20 protein-coding genes are annotated in these 18,723 nt (G+C 60.8%); all 20 read right to left on the reverse strand.

From position 1 onward, the window contains the following. Positions 1-47 precede the first annotated feature (47 nt). A complete protein-coding gene (locus tag F560_RS0108190; protein ID WP_019005239.1) occupies positions 48-854 on the reverse strand; it encodes a pyruvate, water dikinase regulatory protein in 807 nt (268 codons plus the stop codon). Between the two features lie 25 nt (positions 855-879). Continuing rightward, positions 880-2,967, reverse strand: coding sequence for a glycine--tRNA ligase subunit beta (glyS, locus tag F560_RS0108195; RefSeq protein WP_019005240.1), 2,088 nt, complete (start codon positions 2,965-2,967; stop codon positions 880-882). Further along, positions 2,960-3,847: a glycine--tRNA ligase subunit alpha gene (gene glyQ, locus F560_RS0108200; protein ID WP_019005241.1), complete on the reverse strand. Its 888-nt coding sequence runs from the start codon at positions 3,845-3,847 to the stop codon at positions 2,960-2,962. The genes glyS and glyQ overlap by 8 nt, the downstream gene beginning before the upstream one ends. 401 nt (positions 3,848-4,248) lie before the next feature. Further along, positions 4,249-5,064, reverse strand: a complete 816-nt coding sequence (recO, locus tag F560_RS0108210) for a DNA repair protein RecO (RefSeq protein WP_019005243.1) — start codon at positions 5,062-5,064, stop codon at positions 4,249-4,251. 96 nt (positions 5,065-5,160) lie between these two features. Then, a complete protein-coding gene (locus tag F560_RS24980) occupies positions 5,161-5,325 on the reverse strand; it encodes a YqzL family protein (RefSeq protein WP_019005244.1) in 165 nt (54 codons plus the stop codon). A gap of 105 nt (positions 5,326-5,430) precedes the next feature. Then, positions 5,431-6,327, reverse strand: a complete 897-nt coding sequence (gene era / locus F560_RS0108220) for a GTPase Era (protein WP_019005245.1) — start codon at positions 6,325-6,327, stop codon at positions 5,431-5,433. Beyond that, positions 6,324-6,758: a cytidine deaminase gene (cdd, locus tag F560_RS0108225; protein ID WP_019005246.1), complete on the reverse strand. Its 435-nt coding sequence runs from the start codon at positions 6,756-6,758 to the stop codon at positions 6,324-6,326. The genes era and cdd overlap by 4 nt, the downstream gene beginning before the upstream one ends. A 97-nt stretch (positions 6,759-6,855) precedes the next feature. Further along, the gene (locus F560_RS0108230; RefSeq protein WP_019005247.1) at positions 6,856-7,230 is read right to left on the reverse strand and encodes a diacylglycerol kinase family protein; all 375 of its coding nucleotides are present in this window, start codon (positions 7,228-7,230) and stop codon (positions 6,856-6,858) included. Beyond that, on the reverse strand, positions 7,227-7,793 hold the full coding sequence (gene ybeY / locus F560_RS0108235; protein ID WP_019005248.1) for an rRNA maturation RNase YbeY: 567 nt from the start codon (positions 7,791-7,793) through the stop codon (positions 7,227-7,229). The genes F560_RS0108230 and ybeY overlap by 4 nt, the downstream gene beginning before the upstream one ends. Next, entirely contained in the window at positions 7,790-10,063 is a 2,274-nt protein-coding gene (locus F560_RS0108240) for an HD family phosphohydrolase (protein ID WP_019005249.1), read from the reverse strand. The genes ybeY and F560_RS0108240 overlap by 4 nt, the downstream gene beginning before the upstream one ends. A 24-nt stretch (positions 10,064-10,087) precedes the next feature. Beyond that, entirely contained in the window at positions 10,088-11,050 is a 963-nt protein-coding gene (locus F560_RS0108245) for a PhoH family protein (protein WP_033395936.1), read from the reverse strand. Positions 11,051-11,075: 25 nt separating this feature from the next. Continuing rightward, positions 11,076-12,266, reverse strand: coding sequence for a sporulation protein YqfD (gene yqfD, locus F560_RS0108250; RefSeq protein ID WP_019005251.1), 1,191 nt, complete (start codon positions 12,264-12,266; stop codon positions 11,076-11,078). A gap of 211 nt (positions 12,267-12,477) precedes the next feature. Then, positions 12,478-12,786 carry a sporulation protein YqfC gene (gene yqfC / locus F560_RS0108255; RefSeq protein ID WP_019005252.1) on the reverse strand — a complete coding sequence of 103 codons (309 nt, stop codon included), beginning with the start codon at positions 12,784-12,786 and terminating at the stop codon, positions 12,478-12,480. Between the two features lie 228 nt (positions 12,787-13,014). Beyond that, positions 13,015-13,647 carry a hypothetical protein gene (locus F560_RS0108260; protein WP_026298164.1) on the reverse strand — a complete coding sequence of 211 codons (633 nt, stop codon included), beginning with the start codon at positions 13,645-13,647 and terminating at the stop codon, positions 13,015-13,017. Positions 13,648-13,652: 5 nt separating this feature from the next. Beyond that, entirely contained in the window at positions 13,653-14,639 is a 987-nt protein-coding gene (floA, locus tag F560_RS0108265; RefSeq protein ID WP_019005253.1) for a flotillin-like protein FloA, read from the reverse strand. A gap of 102 nt (positions 14,640-14,741) precedes the next feature. Beyond that, entirely contained in the window at positions 14,742-16,193 is a 1,452-nt protein-coding gene (locus tag F560_RS0108270; RefSeq protein WP_019005254.1) for an NfeD family protein, read from the reverse strand. A gap of 195 nt (positions 16,194-16,388) precedes the next feature. Then, the gene (locus tag F560_RS0108275; protein WP_019005255.1) at positions 16,389-16,832 is read right to left on the reverse strand and encodes a GatB/YqeY domain-containing protein; all 444 of its coding nucleotides are present in this window, start codon (positions 16,830-16,832) and stop codon (positions 16,389-16,391) included. A 15-nt stretch (positions 16,833-16,847) separates the two neighbouring features. Beyond that, positions 16,848-17,021 carry a 30S ribosomal protein S21 gene (gene rpsU / locus F560_RS0108280; protein ID WP_019005256.1) on the reverse strand — a complete coding sequence of 58 codons (174 nt, stop codon included), beginning with the start codon at positions 17,019-17,021 and terminating at the stop codon, positions 16,848-16,850. A gap of 112 nt (positions 17,022-17,133) precedes the next feature. Beyond that, positions 17,134-17,484, reverse strand: a complete 351-nt coding sequence (locus tag F560_RS0108285; RefSeq protein WP_019005257.1) for a histidine triad nucleotide-binding protein — start codon at positions 17,482-17,484, stop codon at positions 17,134-17,136. 1,020 nt (positions 17,485-18,504) lie between these two features. Beyond that, positions 18,505-18,723 (reverse strand): IS3 family transposase (locus tag F560_RS0108290; protein WP_019005258.1); only part of this gene is annotated, 219 nt, incomplete at its 5' end.

An 18,723-nucleotide genomic window follows, 5' to 3' on the forward strand; every position in this document is an offset into this window, starting at 1 on the left:
ACAAACGTCAGGCAACCCGCTTGTCGAAAAAGCCGGCTGCCTGACGTTTACGCGTAATTGAAATGTTCCAGGATCAGGCTCGCCGTCTCCTCCACGGCTTTGTTCGAAACGTCGATGACAACGCAGCCGATCTGTTTCATGATCCGATGGGCATATTCCAGCTCCTGCTCGATGCGCTCCATCGTCGCGTAGGAAGCCGTATCCGGAAGGCCGAGCGCCTTGAGCCGCTCCTTGCGGATGGCGTTCAGGGCGTCGGTGCGGATGGTCAGTCCGATCACCTTGCGCGGATCGACTTGAAACAGTTCCTTAGGCGGCGCCAGTTCGGGAACGAGCGGCACGTTGGCCACCTTGAACGTCTTGTGGGCGAGCACCATCGACAACGGCGTCTTGGACGTGCGGGAAACGCCGGTGAGCACGATATCGGCCTTGCAGATGCCCGTTACGTCCCGCGCGTCGTCGTAGCGGACCGCAAACTCGACCGCCTCGACCTTGCGGAAATATCCCGCGTCGAGCACGTGGTTGAGACCGGGCTCGTGCCGCGAAGGCCTGCCGAACCGCCGCTCCATCTGCTCGATCAGCGGCCCGAGCAGATCCACCGCGGGAATGCCCCGGGCGGCGGCTTGCTTCGCCATGCGCTCCCTGAGCTCCGGAATGACAAGCGTATAAAGCACGATCCCGTCGGAGGCGGCCATGTCCAGCACCGAATCGATCGCTTCGACCGTCTGGATGAAGCCGATCCGGCGAATGTGGACCTGCAGCGGATGAAACTGCGCCGCCGCCGCCCGAACCGCTTGCTCGCCGGTGTCCCCGGCGGAATCGGAAGCGACGTACACGGTTACGCTGTCGCGCGCCATTACGATCCCTCCCCGGCCCTTCGAATTAGCCGGCCAATTTGGAAAAATCGGCAAACGAGCGGATGTCGTCCGCGATGGTGGCCAGCAGCGACAGGCGGTTGCGGCGGACCGCTTCGTCCTGGGCCATGACCATCACCGATTCGAAGAAATCGCCGACCGGCTCCGCGAGCAACGCGAGCGCCTCGAGCGCGGCGGCAAGCTCTCCGCCGAGAACCGCCTTCTCATACTGCCCGTGCGCTTTCTGCCACGCCTCGTAAAGCTTGCCTTCGGCCGGCTCCGCGAACAGCCGCGCGTCCACCTGGCGGGATTCGTCCGCTTTCGCCGCCAGATTGCACACCCGGTTAAACGCCTCCACGGCGGGGCGGAACGCTTCCTTGCGGTCCCCGTCGCCCACCGCCGCCTGCAGCGCCTGAGCCCGCAAGACGGTGCGGCGAACGTCGTCGCAACCTGCTTCGAGCACCGCGTCGACCACGTCGTAGCGGATGTGCTGTTCCGCAAGCACGTTTTTGACGCGAAGCGCGAAGAATTCGTTCAGGTCCTTCAAAATATCCATCGCATCCCGCTTGAGGCCCCGGGCTTCATGGACATCGAGGGCGATCCGGAACAGCTCCGGCAGCGTCAGCTCCAGCCCGTGCGCGAGCAGCGTCGATACGATGCCCGCCGCCTGGCGGCGCAGCGCATACGGGTCCTGCGAGCCGGTCGGTACGATGCCGATCGAGAAGCAGCCGACGATCGTGTCGATCTTGTCGGCGATCCCGACGATCGCGCCTACCGGCGAAGCCGGCGGCGTGTCGCCCGCATTGCGCGGCGAGTAGTGCTCGTTGATCGCCCGCGCCACTTCGGCCCGCTCTCCGGCCTTCAGGGCGTAATCCTCGCCCATGATGCCCTGAAGTTCCGGAAACTCGTATACCATCTGGGTCACGAGGTCGAACTTGCAAATGTCGGCCGTCCGGCTGACGTCCGCCCGCACCTGCTCGTCCGCGCGAAGCTGCTGCGCGAGACGGTCGGAGATGGCGCGGACGCGGCGCACTTTGTCCGCGACGGTGCCGAGCTCCTCGTGGTAGACGATGTTCTCCAGCTTGGCGAGGAACTCGGGAATTTGCACCTTCTGGTCCTCTTCGTAGAAGAATTTCGCATCCGAAAGCCGGGCGCGCAGCACCTTTTCATTGCCTTTCGCCACCGTTTCCAGGGAAACGTCGTCGCCGTTGCGCACCGTGACGAAGTGGGGCTTCAGCTTGCCGTCTGCTCCCAGCACCGGGAAGTAGCGCTGATGCTCGCGCATCGACGTGATCAGCACTTCCTGCGGAATGTTCAGGAACGACGGATCGAACGAACCGTACAGCACCTGCGGCTTCTCGACCAGGAACAGCACTTCCTCCAGCAGGTCCTCCTTGACGGCGATCCGCCACCCCTTCGCTTCCGCCAGCTTCCGGATGCCGTCCTCGATCAGCCGCTGCCGCTCGTCGATATCGGCAATGACATGCTGCTCCCGCAGCTTCTCCAGATATTGCTTCGGCTCCTCGATGACCGCATCCGCGCCGAGGAAGCGATGGCCCCGCGTCACATTGCCGCTTCGGACGCCCGCAATCTCAAACGGAACGACCTCCGTGCCGTACAGAGCGACAAGCCAGCGGATCGGGCGGACAAACCGCAATTCGTGCGCTCCCCAGCGCATGTTTTTCGGAAAGGTCAAAGACGTGATCAACTGCGTCAGCGCTTCGGGCAGCAGTCCCGCCGTCTCCAGGCCGGCGCTCGACTTATTGGCAAATACGTACTCGACGCCGCCGAGTTCCTTGAAAAACAGCTTCTCCGGCTCCACCCCCTGGCTGCGGGCGAAGCCGAGCGCCGCCTTCGTCCAGGCGCCGCTGTCGTCGAGCGCGATTTTGCGGGCCGGGCCCTTCACTTCCTCGCTGACGTCCGCCTGCTTTTCGGCAAGGCCCTCGACCAGCACCGCGAGCCGGCGGGGCGTCGCGAACGCGCGCACGGCGCCGTACTCCAGCCTGCTGCCCTCCAGCCATTTCTCCGTCTTTTCCTTGAGCTGGTCGATCGCTCCCCGCACGAAGCGCGCGGGCACCTCTTCCAGCCCGATTTCCAGCAGCAGATCCTTAGCCATGGGCCTCCACTCCTTTCTTCAGCAGCGGGAAGCCGAGCCGCTCGCGCTCCTTGAGGAACGTCGCGGCGACTTGGCGAGCCAGGTTGCGGACGCGCGCAATGTAGCCCGTACGTTCCGTCACGCTGATCGCTCCCCGCGCATCCAGCAGGTTAAAGGTATGCGAACATTTGAGCACGTAATCGTACGCGGGGAAAACGAGATTTTCGGCCATGGCGCGGTTCGCCTCCGCCTCGTAGGTCGAAAACAGCTGGAACAGCATCGCCACATCCGACACTTCGAACGTATATTTGGAATGCTCGTATTCCGGATGCTTGAACACGTCCCCGTAAGTGACGCCGTCCACCCATTCCAGATCGAACACGTTCTCCTTGTCCTGAATGTACGAAGCAAGCCGCTCCATCCCGTACGTAATTTCCACCGATACCGGATGGCAATCGATGCCCCCGACTTGCTGGAAGTAGGTGAACTGGGTCACTTCCATGCCGTCCAGCCATACTTCCCAGCCCAATCCCCAGGCGGCGAGGGTCGGCGCTTCCCAGTTGTCCTCGACGAACCGGATATCGTGGTGGCGGGGATCGATGCCAAGCCGGCTGAGACTTTCCAAATACAGCTCCTGGATGTTGTCCGGCGACGGCTTCATGATGACCTGGAACTGATGGTGCTGGTACAGCCGGTTCGGGTTCTCGCCGTATCGGCCGTCCACGGGCCTGCGCGAAGGCTCGACGTAGGCGACGTTCCACGGCTCCGGGCCGATCGCGCGCAGGAACGTCATCGGATTCATCGTGCCCGCGCCTTTCTCCACGTCGTACGGCTGCACGACGATGCAGTTCTGTTCGGCCCAGAACTGCTGCAGCGTCAGCGTCATTTGCTGGAAGTTCATGTTCTCGCTCCTTTTATCGCAGTCGTGTCGGAGTGCGGCGGAATGGGGAGGCCTGGCACGTCAAAAAGCCCCCGTCCCACGCCTGCCTCCGCAGACGTAGGGACGGGAGCGTTAGTCCCGCGGTTCCACCCTACTTGACTTCCGAACGAAAGCCGTCCATGTTTGAACAGTCCGTTCGCAAGCCCGCTCTTTTCCCGTTGGATGCCTCTCCGGAGCGCCATGTTCGCCGATTCGTCGCGCCGGGCTTCCACCATTCCCGGCTCGCTGACAGGTTGCGACGGCAACCGGTTACTTTCTCCTTCTTCGAGACCGATTCCAATGATCATCTATTTTACACAACCTGTTAGGGGTTTGTCAAATGGTTTGGACCGTTCGTTTTGCGGTCTTTCGGATAGATCGGCCTATTCTTTTGTCCGTTCGGTCGGCTCGATGCTATCCGCGCTTTTCCGTTCCGCGTCCGCTTCCGGCAGCTCGCCGCTTAGCCGTTCCCACTGGTCGAGGAAATGGCGGGATTTGAGCTTGACCCCAAGATGGTGGTCCATCCACAGCCGCATCGCCTGGGCCAACCGCCTTTTGGTCGATTCCTTCACGTCCGTATTGCCCAACCGGCGCAAATCGAGCGCCGCAAACAGCCTGAGCAGCTTCCAGGCGCCGCCCTCCAGCGGCACGGCGTCCGGATCGCGGCCGGAGCAGCGAAGGCACAGCACCCCGCCGGCGGCAGCGCTTAACCGGAACGGCCCTTCCGGGTTGCCGCAGTTCGCGCACGCGTCCAGCAGGGGCGCGTAGCCGGCGGCCTGAACGATCTTCATCTCGAACGCCCGGATGACGATCTGCGCGTCCTTGCCTTGCGCCAAGGCTTCCAGGCAGGCTTTCAGCTGATGAAACAAATAGCTTCCCGCATCCTCTTCCCCGACGGCCCGGTCGCACAGCTCGGCCGCATAGGCCGCATACGCGGCCAGAGTCAAATCCTCGCGCAGCTCCCGGAACGACTCGATGATCTCTCCGCTGCTCAAGGTGCCGAGCCCGCCGGATTTGAAAAACGAAAAATCGCCGTATGTAAAAGGTTGGGCCAGAGACGCGAACCGGCTTTTCGGCTTTTTGGCTCCGCGCACGACAACCCCCTGCTTGCCGTGCGTCGGGGTGAACAGGGTGACGATCTTATTGCCCTCCCCATAATCCGTCCCGCGAATGACGATGCCCTCCACCCGGTACATCATCGGGCCTCTCCTCCTCTCCCAAACGTCGGCTCTCCCATACGCCAAGCGGCTTCCCGCGCCGTGACGCAAGAAGCCGCTCGCTTTGCCCGCCGCTTGCTACGCTTGCCCAAGCGGCGGCTCTCCGAGGACGGATTCGCCGTCCTCCCGGTCTGGCGCCGGCTCCGCCGGATCGCGCCTTCCGAGCTTGTCCATCTCTTTATACAGCAAGTAGGCCTCGACATCGCCGGTCTGCGTAAACACGTGCCACGTGAAATTCCGCACAGCGCACTCATCCTCTCCCGATGGAAATGGCTTGCCCGTTTTTCCACCGTTAGGATGCCACGGCGCCGCCGGAGGTATGCCTGTCAACTTTTGCTTCGCAGCGGTTTAATCTTCGCGGAATCCGAGCGTATGGAGCACCGATTCCCGGTTGCGCCAGTCTTCCTTCACTTTCACCCACAGCTCCAGGAAAATTTTCGAGCCGAGCAGCCGCTCGATGTCGAGCCGCGCCAGCTTGCCGACTTCTTTCAGCATCGAGCCGTTTTTGCCGATGACGATGCCTTTTTGCGACTGCCGCTCCACGTAGATGACGGCGCCGATATGGACGACGCCGTTCTCTTCCGTGCGCATGCTTTCGATCTCGACGGCGATCGAATGCGGGATTTCGTCGCGGGTCAGCAGCAGGATTTTTTCGCGGATGAGCTCGGCGCACACGAATTGCTCCGGATGGTCCGTCACCTGATCGGCCGGGTAATACATCGGGCCTTCCGGCAAATAGCGGGACAGCTGCTCCAGCAGCGTGTTCACGTTGTTGCCGTGCAGCGCCGACACCGGAACGATTTCCGCAAAGCGGTACAGAGCCGAGTATTGGTCGATGACCGGAAGCAGGTCCTCCGGGTGAACCTTGTCGATCTTGTTCAGCACCAAAAAGACGGGCGTGTCCACCTTTTTGAGCCGCTCGATAATGAACCGGTCTCCGCCGCCAAGCGCTTCGCTGACATCGGTCAGAAACAGAATGGCGTCCACTTCGCTGAGCGCGCTTTCCGCGGATTTCATCATGTAGTCGCCCAGCTTGGATTTCGGTTTATGGATGCCCGGCGTGTCCAGAAACACAATCTGCATCTCGTCCGTCGTATAGACGCCGTGAATTTTGTTCCTAGTCGTTTGCGGTTTGTCCGACATGATGGCGATCTTTTGGCCGATCACCTGGTTCAGCAAGGTGGACTTGCCGACGTTCGGCCTGCCGACGATAGCGACAAAGCCGGACTTGAAGCCTTTCTTCATCCTGATTCCTTCTTTCCTTCCGTATCGCTTAAGGAAAAGGCGCCGGGCAGCAGGTCGGCCACCGTGGCCAGACGAATAGCCCCGCTCAGATTGCCCATGATCACCGGCATATCCGGCGCGCACAGCTCCGCCATGACCTGCCGGCATACCCCGCACGGGGCGATCGGACCGGACGTGTCGCCGATGACGGCGATCGCCGCAAACGATCTTGGCGCGCAGCCGTCGGCAATGGCCCTAAACAGCGCGGTCCGTTCGGCGCAATTCGTCGGCCCGTATGCCGCGTTTTCCACGTTGCAGCCGCAATGCACGCGTCCGCCGGCGTCCAGAAGCGCCGCGCCGACCTGAAAACGGGAATACGGCGCATAGGCTTTGAGCCTCGCTTGCGAAGCCGCTTCAAGCAGCTTTTCCGCCGTCCAGCCCTTCCATTCCATCCTGAGCGCCCTCCTAACTTTAGCTTTTATATCTTACTAACCGTTTATCGGGATCATGCGGCCGCCGCCGGCACGCAACCAGCCCCCTCTACGGCCATCAGCCGCCGAACAGAGCCCGCCATAACGGCGGCCCCAGCACGATGAGCCCCACCGCGGCGGCAAACAGCGAGGCGACCAAGGTTGCGCCCGATGCCGTATCCTTGGCCGCTTTTGCCAGCTCGTTGCGCTCCTGAGACACCAAATCGACCGCCCGCTCGATAGCCGTATTGAACAGTTCCGCCGTCCAGACGGCGGCCACTGCGGCCAGCAGCCAAAGCCAGTCGCCGGCCGGCAGCCTGAGCAGCGCGGCCAGCGCAAACACGACGGCGCCCGCGGCGACGTGAAAGCGCATATGCGGTTCGCTTCTGAACGCGTATGCGATCCCGGAGACCGCGTTGCGGAAGGAGGACAGCTCCGACTGCTTCCGGCTCACCGGGCGAGCCCCGCTTCCGCCAAAACCGCTTCCTGCTTGGCGAACATCTCTTTCTCCTCCGCATCGCTGCCGTGATCATAGCCGAGCAGATGAAGAAAACCGTGCACGAACAAGAAGCCAAGCTCCCGCTCCACGCTGTGCCCGTATTCCTCGGCCTGCGCGTACATGCGGGGAACGGAGATGACGATATCCCCGAGCGGCTCCTCGAACGGATCGTACGCTTCCGTCTCTCCGTCCTCTTCTTCCTCTTCGCCCGCTTCCCCGCCGGCGGCGTCCGCGTCGGCATCCACGGTTTCGTATTCATCGGCGTATCGGATAACCGGCTCCTCCCCGGCCTCCCGCATCGGAAAGGACAGCACGTCGGTCGGCTTGTCCAGCCCGCGGAATTCCCGGTTCAGCTTCCGGATGCCTTCGTCGTCGGTCAAGGTCAGCGTGACGACGCCCTCTTCGACGCCTTCCATTTTGCCGGCGATGCCGAGCAGACGCTCCAGAAGGCCGCGCCAGCTTTCCTCGAAAGGCGCCCCTTCCTCCCGCTCGTCCAACCATTCCAGTCTCAGTGTCATTCTCGTTGCTCCTTTGCTTCCTTGCGGTTTTTCCATTCTTTGTCGTCGGGATACTCGATCCGCGAATGAAACATGCCGATTACCGTCTCTTTGAGCGTTTCGGCTATTTTGTCCATTTCCTTCAGCGTCAGATCGCATTCGTTGAATTGGTCGTCGTCAAGCCGGTCCTTAATGATTTTCCGGATAATGCTCTCCACCTGTTCGACCGTCGGATGGCTGAGGGAACGGACGGCAGCCTCGACGCTGTCCGCGATGCCGACGATCGCCGCTTCTTTCGTCTGCGCTTTCGGTCCGGGATACCGGAAATCGTCCTCCGTCCACGGGCATTCCGTTCCCTGCTCTTCCGCGCGCTTGACCGCCTTGTAGTAGAAAAATTTCAGGAAGCTCGTCCCGTGATGCTGCTCCGCAATGTCCCGGATCGGCTTGGGAAGCTTGTATTGCTTCAGCATTTCGGCCCCGTCGCGGGCATGGGCGATAATGATGGAGGCGCTCACCTTCGGATCGAGCTTGTCGTGCGGATTGACGCCTCCGTTTTGGTTTTCGATAAAATAGGACGGCCGCTTGGTTTTGCCGACATCGTGATAGAACGAGCCGACGCGGCACAGCAGGCCGTTCGCGCCGACCGCCTCGGCGGCCGCCTCCGACAGGTTGCCGACCATGAGGCTGTGATGGTAAGTGCCCGGCGTCTCCGTCAGCAGCTTGCGCAGCAGCGGATGGTTCGGGTTGGAGAGCTCGACCAGCTTCAAGGCGGACAAAATGCCGAACGTCATCTCAAAGAACGGCATCAGCCCGATGACCAGCACGGCGGTCAGCAGGCCGCTGGCGAACATGAACCCGACGGACTGGATGAGCAGCATCCGGTCCGGATTCGATTCGACGAGCGTCAGCGCGACGACCGCAACCGATCCGAACAGGCTGACCATAATGCCGGCCTTCAGGATGGACGACCGCTGGCTCGCCCGATGAATGGCCAGCACCGAAGTGAACGAAACGACCGCCGCCACGAAGCCGTACCGGAAATCGAACACCGACCCGTTGCCGACGTTCATGATGATGCTGGAAAGCACCGTGAACAGCAAGGCGCTGACCAGGCCCAGATGCATGTCGAGCAGCAGCGTGACCAGCATCGTCCCGACGGCGACGGGCGCCAGATAGCCGATATACGGCCATTCCTCGCTGCGCGCCATGGCGACCAGGTGCATCAGCAGGATGTTCAGCGCGAAAATCAGCAGCAGCATGAGCCCGTGCGCGTTGTTCCGCTTGAGAGAGGGCGCCGACGGCGAGGCGGAGGCCGCCGTCATTTCCACGTATCCGTAAATGGACAGCACGAACAGCAGCGAAAGCAGCAGAACGCCAAGCTGCGGCCAATAGGTGCGCTGCTCCTTCAGCAGCCCCATGCTGTCGAGCCGCTCGTACAAATCTTTGGTAATCACTTGCCCCGCCTTCACGATGACGTCGCCCTGCTTGATGACGACCTGCGGCGTGTTTTGCCGGGCTTCCGCCTTGGCGGTTTCGGTCGCTTCCTGGTCGTAGAAGCGGTTGGCGGTAATGACGAACCGCGCCAATTCCTGCAGCGTCTCCCGCTGCGTGCGCTGCTCCAGCGTGCTCGTGTTGATCAGCTCGGCCACCTTGGACCGGGCGGTTTCCGCATCCCGCAGCGATTCGGACGTCAGCTTGCGGACGATGTCGCGCCCGACCGTGCGCATCTCCGCCACCTGCTCGGACGTGAGCCGCGGCAGTTTGTAGAAGGTCTCCTCCGGAATGGAATACTTTTGAATCTCGACAACCCGCTTCATTTCCTCAAGCAGGCTTGCCGAATAGGTGGAGGAACCCTCGTTGGCTCTAATGAACTGCTCGATGAACTGGTCGAGCCTGCCCGGAATTTCCGACCGGTAAATTTCGACCTTGTTCTCCGTCGTCACCTGGTCGTCCTGGTTCAACTGATCGATCCGCAGCAGGATTTCGTCCAGCAGCGTCTCGTTGTGCAGCGCCACGGTGGAGTAGACGGAGCCGACCTTCTCGGCCGCCTCTTCCTGCGCCATGAGCGTGGCGTATTGGTCGATCTCCTGGTAAGGCGCCTTGATGTCGTGCTCGCTTTTCGCTCCGAGCGTAATATCGTACGTTTCCGGCACCAGGCGCGACGACAAACTGAAATAAAAAAGCAGCACAAATAGGAGCAGCAGCAAGGTGCGCACCGCTCCGCTCGTTTTCCAACCCGACGTATAGAAGGACGACGATTTGCCCGCCGGGCCGCTTCGTTTCCGGTTCATCCGGCGCTCCCTCCTTTACGGCGCTTATTGCTGCTGTTCCTTGTCCCGGTTGTAAGCGGCGATGATTTTTTGCACGAGCGCATGCCGGACGACGTCCTGTTCGGAGAAAAAGACCATGGCGATTTCCTCGATATCCCCCAAAATGCGCTGCGCTTCGACGAGACCGGATTTTTTGCCTTTGGGCAAATCGATCTGCGTCACATCGCCGGTGATGACCATGCGGGAACCGAAGCCGAGCCGGGTCAGGAACATCTTCATCTGCTCCGGCGTCGTGTTCTGGGCTTCGTCAAGGATGACGAACGAATCGTCAAGCGTCCGGCCGCGCATGTAGGCGAGCGGGGCGATCTCGATCAGTCCGCGCTCGAGCGCCTTGGCTACGCCTTCGGGGCCGAGCACGTCGTTGAGGGCGTCATAAAGCGGCCGCAAATACGGATCGACCTTCTCCTGCAGGTCGCCGGGCAGAAAGCCGAGATTTTCGCCCGCTTCGACGGCCGGACGGGTAAGCACAATCCGCTTGATCCGCCCTTCCTTGAGCGCCGCCACCGCCGAAACGACCGCCAGATACGTTTTGCCCGTGCCGGCGGGACCGATGCCGAACACGATGTCCTTTTTGCGGATCATGGTGATGTAATGCCGCTGGCCAAGCGTCTTGGGCGCGATCGGCTTGCCGCGGAACGTCACGGCGATCTCGCCTTTGAACAGGGAGAGCAGCTCGTCCGCCTTGCCCGTTTTCGCCAGATCGAGCGCGTACCGCACATCCCGCTCCCCCAGCTGCAGCCCGCCGCGGATCAGTTCGAGCAGCGTCTCGAACAGCTGCTGCAACATCTGCGCTTCTTCTTCGCTTCCTTCCACCACGATTTCCGCTTCGCGGGAATGGATGACCGCCTGCGTCTTTTCCTGGATCAGGCGAAGAAACTTGTCCTGCGGGCCAAACAGCGAGAACCCTTCCGCCATGTTGCGGAGAGGAATAGCGATAACTTGTTTCATTTCCGACAAAAAGCCTCATTCCCTCTCAATTGGGCGTTTGAATGATTGGACGTTCGGTCGCAATGGATTGTTCAACTTCAAAAAGTACATTTAACACCACTTTACCATTGTCCGTATGTTCATGCAAAAGTTTTTCCGCTTTGATCTCCGAACCGCTCCCGCTGCGCGCCAGCACCGCCTCCCGCGCGCGCTTCAGCCCCGCCTCCTTCGCTTCGGCCGGCGTCAGCTTTTCCTCGATCAGCCCAAGCTCTTTCTCCTTCTCCACCAGCTTGCCGAAGGGCAGCGTCCAGTTCCCGAGCGAAAGCCGCTTGAGCTCCCCGTGAATGACGGATTTGCCGAACGGAGGCGCGCCGTAGCCGGTAATCTGCAGCGCGCGGTTGCCGATGACCAGATACGTGCGGTCGCGAGTCTCCCCGGTCAGCGTCTGCACCTGCCGCTTCAAGGGGGAAACGACCTTGTATTCGTACCATACGATCCCCCGTACTTCGCCTTTGGAAACGACCGCCTTCCTTCGCTCGCCTTCGCCGATGAATCCGGAAATCAGCACGTCCCCTTTGCGGACCCTCTGGTTCGCTTTGACTTTGGGCCGGCCGTTCTCGGCCACGATCTTCGTCACGACCGCGTCGGCCGAAGCGACAAGATCGCGCGGACCTTCCGGCTTCTTCTCCTCGGGCTTTGCGGACTCGACGATGGTGATGGACACTTTCGTTCCCGTCTTGTCCACGCCGACCCAAGCGGCATCCGGGAGCCTGCCGGCAAGACGTCTGGCGAGCTCGGACGAATCCTTGAGCCGAAACGACCACTGGAACGGGTACAGCCCTTCCTCACGCGCCGCCTTCAGCACCGTTTCCTCCGAAATCGACCGGTTTCCTTCCACCTGCACGTCCCACACCAGAGAAGATAACACGAACAAGGCGCAAACGAAGCCGAGCATCCCGGCGGCAAACGTTTTGCGCCGCGACAGCCTCGCCATCTGAAACGGCAGGCCCCGCCGTTCGGCAATGCGGGTACGGCTCCCGCAGCGTTTGAGCAAAGGGCGCAAACGGAAAAAATCGGGCACCGTCACCCGAAACGTCAGCGGTCCTTTGCCGGTATAGGCGATATCCCACAGCAGCAGTCCCGCCGCCGTCGCTTCGTTAAGAAACCGCTCGGCGTCGCCGCCGATCAGCTTGACCGTCACGTAGCCCCGCAAATAATGGATCCAGCTTCCTCTCATTTCGCCTCATCCTCCCCCAACGCGGGCTGGCCTGTCCAGCTTCGCCGCAGCGTATGTATGGCGTTTGCCTAAAATGGCGCGGCCGCGCCGCTTCTTCGGTCTTATTCGGCGCGCCTTGCCGGGATGGCTTGTCCCATGCGCGTCCGGGATGCGGCGCCGGCCCGGAAAGAGGCCTTGCGGCGTTTCGTTCCGGGCTTTCGCGTTTGTACCGTTATCCCGCAGGCGTCGAACCGGAGCTCGACCCGGACCGCAGCTGTACGCCGGTAATTTCCCCTTCCACGAGCACTTCTTCGGCGCCGATCGTCCGGATCACCAAGTTTTTGCCGGTCACCTCCAGTTCGCCCCGTTCCATGGCCAACCGAAGCGAACCGGGGGAGAAATGAAGGACGCCGCGATGATTTTCCACCGTAAGCTGCACCCCGCCGATCATCGTCACTCTTGGCAAGTCGAGAACGACGTCCTGAGGCAGGTCCAGGATGCGAGCGGTCCATCTGCGCAGCTTGCGCCCGACTCGTGGCATGGAGCGCCCCCCCTCCCGTTCGGTAAAACATATGCGCCGCGCCGCCCAATTATGAAGCGGGGAGCGGAAAGGCGTTCAGGTTCGCCTTCCCGGGCGCGCTTGCTCGCGCCCGGACGGTCGAACCGGCGGCGGCTTGCGCCCATGAAAAAAACCTTCGAAACCGCCGCAAAAGCGGAATCGAAGGTTTGGGGCCGAAGCGAAGGCTCCGTTCGCCCCTACAAGCCGACGCTAGGTCCGCCTGCCGCCGAAGGGCCTGCGCGCGCGGGGCTGGCCGAGAATTTCGGCCCAGACGATCGCGCGCTTCAGCTCGTCGCGCCGAAGCGGCCGGTTGCGCATAGCCCCCGCAAGCGGCGCTTGCGCAGGCGCCGAAGCCGGCGTCGCGCCGGCCGCCCGTGCGGACGGGGAAAGCGGCTTGGCCCCACGCGGGTGCGTCCCGGGCCCATTCCCGGCGGACGCTGCGGGTAATGCGTCCGCCGGGCCGAGGGAATCTCCGGACGGCGCAGCAGGGGGACGCGCGGGAAGCTGAACGACCGGCGGGGAATCCGGCGCCGGATGCGGCCGTTCGCCCGGAGCCGAAGCTTGCGGGAGCGGCGCCGGCGCCGGGGAGGACGGCCGCATCGGACCGCCGGGCGTCCGTTCCCGCTCATGCGCCGGCGCCGGGTGCTGCCGGGGCCGCTTCGGAGCGGACGGCCTCTGAGGAGGATGCGGCCGTCCGAGACCGCCCCCGCCGCCGAAGTCGGGCATCCGGCCCGGAGGATTTTTTTCCAGCGGCGACTGCCGGAAGAACAGCGTGTAGAGAATGCCGACGACAACGGCTATATACAGGTAGTTGTCGACGATAAAATCGATCAGCCGCTCCATGGCGATCAACGCCCTTCTTTGCCGTCATTGCCGGTAACGTCCGTTCTGCCGATCGACTCCCGCATCTGCGTGTCGGCCTCGATATTTTTCAGGTTCAGATAATCCATGACGCTGAGCTTGCCGCTGCGCAACGCTTCCGCCATGGCAAGCGGCACTTCGGATTCGGCCTCGACGACTTTGGCCTTCATCTCGACGACGCGGGCGGTCATCTCCTGCTCCTGGGCGACGGCCATCGCGCGCCGCTCTTCCGCTTTCGCCTGGGCGATCCGCTTGTCGGCTTCGGCCTGCTCGGTTTGCAAATGCGCCCCGATGTTTTTGCCGACGTCCACGTCCGCAATATCGATCGACAAAATCTCGAACGCGGTTCCCGCATCCAGCCCTTTGCTCAGCACCGTGCGCGAGATCGAGTCCGGATTTTCCAGCACGTCCTTATGCGAGTTCGAGGAGCCGACCGTCGTCACGATCCCTTCGCCCACGCGCGCGATGATCGTCTCTTCGCCGGCGCCGCCGACTAGACGGTCGATATTCGCGCGCACGGTCACCCGTGCCTTGACCTTCACTTCGATGCCGTCCTTCGCGACGGCGGAGACGATCGGCGTTTCAATGACGCGCGGATTGACGCTCATTTGCACCGCCTGCAGCACGTCGCGGCCCGCCAGATCGATCGCCGCGGCGCGCGCGAATTCAAGCGGAATATTCGCCCGTTGAGCCGCGATCAGGGCGTTGACGACCCGGTCGACGTTGCCGCCGGCCAGAAAATGGCTTTCCAGTTGGTTGATCGATAGGCCCAAACCGGCTTTCGTCGCCTTGATCAGAGGATTGACGATCCGGCTCGGGATCACCCGGCGAAGCCGCATGGCCACCAGTGTGATAATGCCGATGCGCACGCCCGAAGCCAGGGCCGAAATCCACAGCATAAACGGGAAAAAGCTGAAAAACACCACCAAGGCGATGATCACAACCCCGACAATGACAAGCAAATTAACGTCCATACGATCCCTCCAGCAGTCATATTGTTCGCTTTACGCGGCTTGCTCCTCGCCCGGCTTAACGCCCGATCGGCTTCGGGGGTTGCGCCGAACGCTCTTTCATTTCTATTCTTTGTCCGCTTCCTTTACGACGACGCGGGTGCCGTCCGCCGTCACGACCCGGACTTTGCGGCCGGCATCGATGAATTCGCCCAAGCTGACGACATCGATTCGCTGTCCTTCCACTTCCGCCACGCCGGCCGGCCTCAACGGGGTCAGCGTGACGCCTTCCTTGCCAACCCAGATCCGGCGGTCTTCGTTCGGAATGAAGCCTTGTTCCGCCGTCAGGCTTTCCCGGAGAATGAACCGGTTCCAGATTCCCCGTTTGCGGAAAATATAGACGACGATAGCGATCACGACGAGCGCGGCGAGGGAAGCGATGCCTAGCGATTTCAGTGCGTCGCCGGTATCGTAAGCCGCGATGACAATCCCCGCGATCACGCCTGCCGCGCCAAGCAGCCCCAGTATCCCGAAGCTGGGAACGAACATCTCGAGCACGAGCAGCACGACGCCCAGAATAAACAGGACGACGGATTCCATTCCCGCGAACCCGGCCACATACTGCCCGAAGAAATACAGCGCGAACGCCGCGATGCCGACGATGCCCGGCACGCCGAAGCCGGGGACGAACAATTCGATGACGATGCCGGCGATGCCGAGAATCAGCAGCAGCGTCGTCACTCCCGTCAGCCAGCTGGCGACCCTTTCGGCGACAGTCGGCTCGACCTTCACCGTCGTCCAGTCCTTCAGTCCGTACCAGGCAACCGCTTCGTCAACCGAGCCGGCCAGCGCGTCCGCGTATCCGACTTTCAAGGCTTCCTCGGCGGACAGCGACAGGATTTCCCCTTTCGCCTTCGTCCGGCCGATTTCCTTCATTTCGACGGTCAAATCCGGATTGACCATGCCGACCGCAATGTCTCCGTTGCGCCCGTTCATCTCGGCGGCGGCTTTCATCTTGCTGCTCCAGAATGAAACGACTTTGGGGCTTTCCACCGCCTGTCCGCTGGCATCCACCACCATCGCCGCGCCGATCGCCGAACCCGGAGCCATGACGATTTTGCCCGCGTTCAGCGCGATGTAGGCGCCGGCCGAAGCCGCATCCCCTTCCACGAAAGCGAGGGTGGGCACTTTGGAGGCGCGGATGCGGTCGCCGATCGCTTCCGCGCTCTTCAGTTCGCCTCCCGGCGTATTGATCGCCAGAACGGCCAGCGACGCCTCCGCTTCCTCCGCTTCGGTCAACGCCCGGTTCAGAAAGGAAGCCAGTCCGCTCTCCACCGTTTGCTTGACCGGAATCACATATACGCTTCCCGAGCCTGCCGGATTCGGAGCGCCCTTGCCGGCCGCATCGGCCGCATTCGCCGCAGCGCTCCCATTCGCCGCAGCGCTCCCATTCGCCGCTGCGGCGGCCGAAACGATGCCGGCGGCCATAAGCCCGACGGCCATGACGGACCGCAACCAACGTGCCAGTCCTTTGCGCCAAGCCGTTGGCTCTCGTCTTGCGTCTTTTCCGTCCCTCAACTGCATTCCTCCTCCTGGCCGGTCCATGCTGCCTGCTTAAAAAGGCCTCTGCACCCTTGAATGTACATTATTGGTTACGAAAACGGCTGCAAAACGTTTCAATCCTTACGAAAACGGCCGCAAAACACTTCCATTCCCGCCGAAAAAACGCAAAAAGCACTCCCTGCACGGGAGTGCCTGTCGTTTGCGGATAATTCATTGCAGAAATTGTTGAACGATTTGGTTGACGAGCTTGCCATCCGCACGTCCCTTTACCTTGGGCATGAGCGCCCCCATCACTTTCCCTAAGTCCGCCTTGGAAGAAGCACCGGTCTCTTGTATGGTCTGCGTAACAATAGCTTTAATTTCTTCTTCGTTCAGTTGCTTGGGGAGGTATTGGGAAATAATATCAATTTCTGCTGCCACGTCCTGGGACAAATCGTCCCGGCCCGCCTTCTGAAATTCCTGGAGGGAATCTTTGCGCTGCTTGACTTCGCGGCTCAGAATATCGAGCACTTCGTTATCTTCAAGCGGACGACCCAATTCGATCTCCTGATTCTTGATCGACGCGCGAATCATACGAATGGTCGAAAGCCGGAACTTGTCCTGGCTTTTCATCGCCTGCTTCATGTCTTCGTTCAAACGTTCCGCGAGACTCATTGGTGCGGATTCCTCCTAGAACTTGCGTTTACGGGCGGCTTCGGATTTCTTCTTCCGTCTGACGCTCGGTTTCTCGTAGTGCTTGCGTTTTTTCAGTTCCGCGAGAACGCCGTCTTTGGCGATGGAACGCTTGAAGCGGCGGAGTGCAGCGTCGAGTGTTTCATTTTTACGTACTTTCGTTTCGGACACCAGTTTTCCCTCCCTCCGGAACAGACCCCAACACACGGTTATCAAACCTCATTATAGGTGATGAAGAAAGGGGGTGTCAACTTCCGGCATCGGTCGGGAACGCCGGACTTGCTTAATGATCTTTCGCGTTAAGCGGTCCCAGCTTTTCTCCGCCCAGGACGTGAAAATGAAGATGGAACACAACCTGCCCGCCGTCGCGCCCGCAGTTGTTCACGATGCGGTATCCGTCTTCCGCAAGCCCCGCTTCGCGTGCGACCTGCCGGGCCGCGAGCAGCACCCGTCCGAGCAGTTCCGCATCTTCCGGAGCGGCGTCGTTCAGCGTCGGGATGTGCTTTTTGGGGATGACCAGCAGATGGACGGGCGCTTGGGGCTGAATGTCCTTGAAAGCAAGCACGTGCTCGTCCTCGTACACCTTCGCGGAAGGAATCGAGCCTTCGACGATTTTGCAAAACAAACAATCCATCGTTATGTAAACCTCCATGAAAGCCGGATCTATGACTTAATCATACCGCAAACAAGAGACGGTCGTCCAATCGTTCCTCTCCCCGCAATGCGGGCTTCGGAATCGAAACAGGCAGTTGAGAGAGCGGCCCCGTACCCCGTAACCCTGACATGACGAACAAAAACGGCGACTCCCTATTAACGAACAAAGATGTTCAAATAACGATCAAGGATTTTCAAACGCTCAGTCGAGCTTGTGATGCCCCCGCACAAAAATCGCGTTGTCCCCGGAAAAGAAAAATCGGGGACGGCAGGCCGGCAGAGGCCGAACCCGCCCAGGATGACGAAACGGCTGTTCGTTCGTTAAGAGAAACTCCGGCCATATAGCCGCCGTGGTTATATAGCAACTTCGGCAATTTACAGCAACCGGCCGCTATAATCGTAACCGTAGCCTATGAGCAATCGTAGCCTATGCGTCAATATAGCCTATGCGGCTATATTGGAGAAATCCAACCAAACACGCCGTTCAGGCGCCGGAAGCCGGTCTATGTTGGATAAATCCAGTCTTTTGAACCGCAGAAGCCGAATCCGCCGGGCTCTCGAGCCATTTTATTGGAAAAAATCCAGCATACGTTCCGAAAAAAGGCGAAAGGAGCCTACATCCTGCACAAAATCCAATATAGCCGCTTGGGGCCATGAGAGGTACTGGGCGAACTACATGGCGGTTGTTCACCACGGACGGCGGCGATGTAGGGTACTAGGCGGACTACATGGTGGTTGAGCACCGCGGACGGCAGCGATGTAGGGTACTAGGCGGACTACATGACGGTTGTTCACCACGGACGGAAGCGATGTAGGGTACTGGGCGGACTACATGGCGGCTGTGCACTGCGGACGGAAACGATGTAGGGTACTGGGCGGACTACTTGGCGGTTGTTCACCACGGACGGGAGCAATGTAGCGTACTGGATGGACTACATGGCGTCTGAGCACCGCCGCACGTAACCCTATTGGATCACTGTCAAGAAAGTGGACACAACTTTTATCCTGCCTGGAGTTGCTCATAGTACCTTTTTTCGTACAAATACGGAGTCAGATAACCGATCGACGAATGGATACGGATGCGGTTATACTCCAATTCAATGTACTCGTAAATCGCATCATACGCCTGTTTACGAGTGTTAAATTTCGTTTGGTAAATGAGCTCTTTCTTGAGAACGCTGTGGAAAGATTCGATGCAGGCATTGTCGTAACAGTTGCC

Source organism: Cohnella laeviribosi DSM 21336 (assembly GCF_000378425.1).
GTDB classification, from domain to species: Bacteria; Bacillota; Bacilli; order Paenibacillales; family Paenibacillaceae; genus Cohnella; species Cohnella laeviribosi.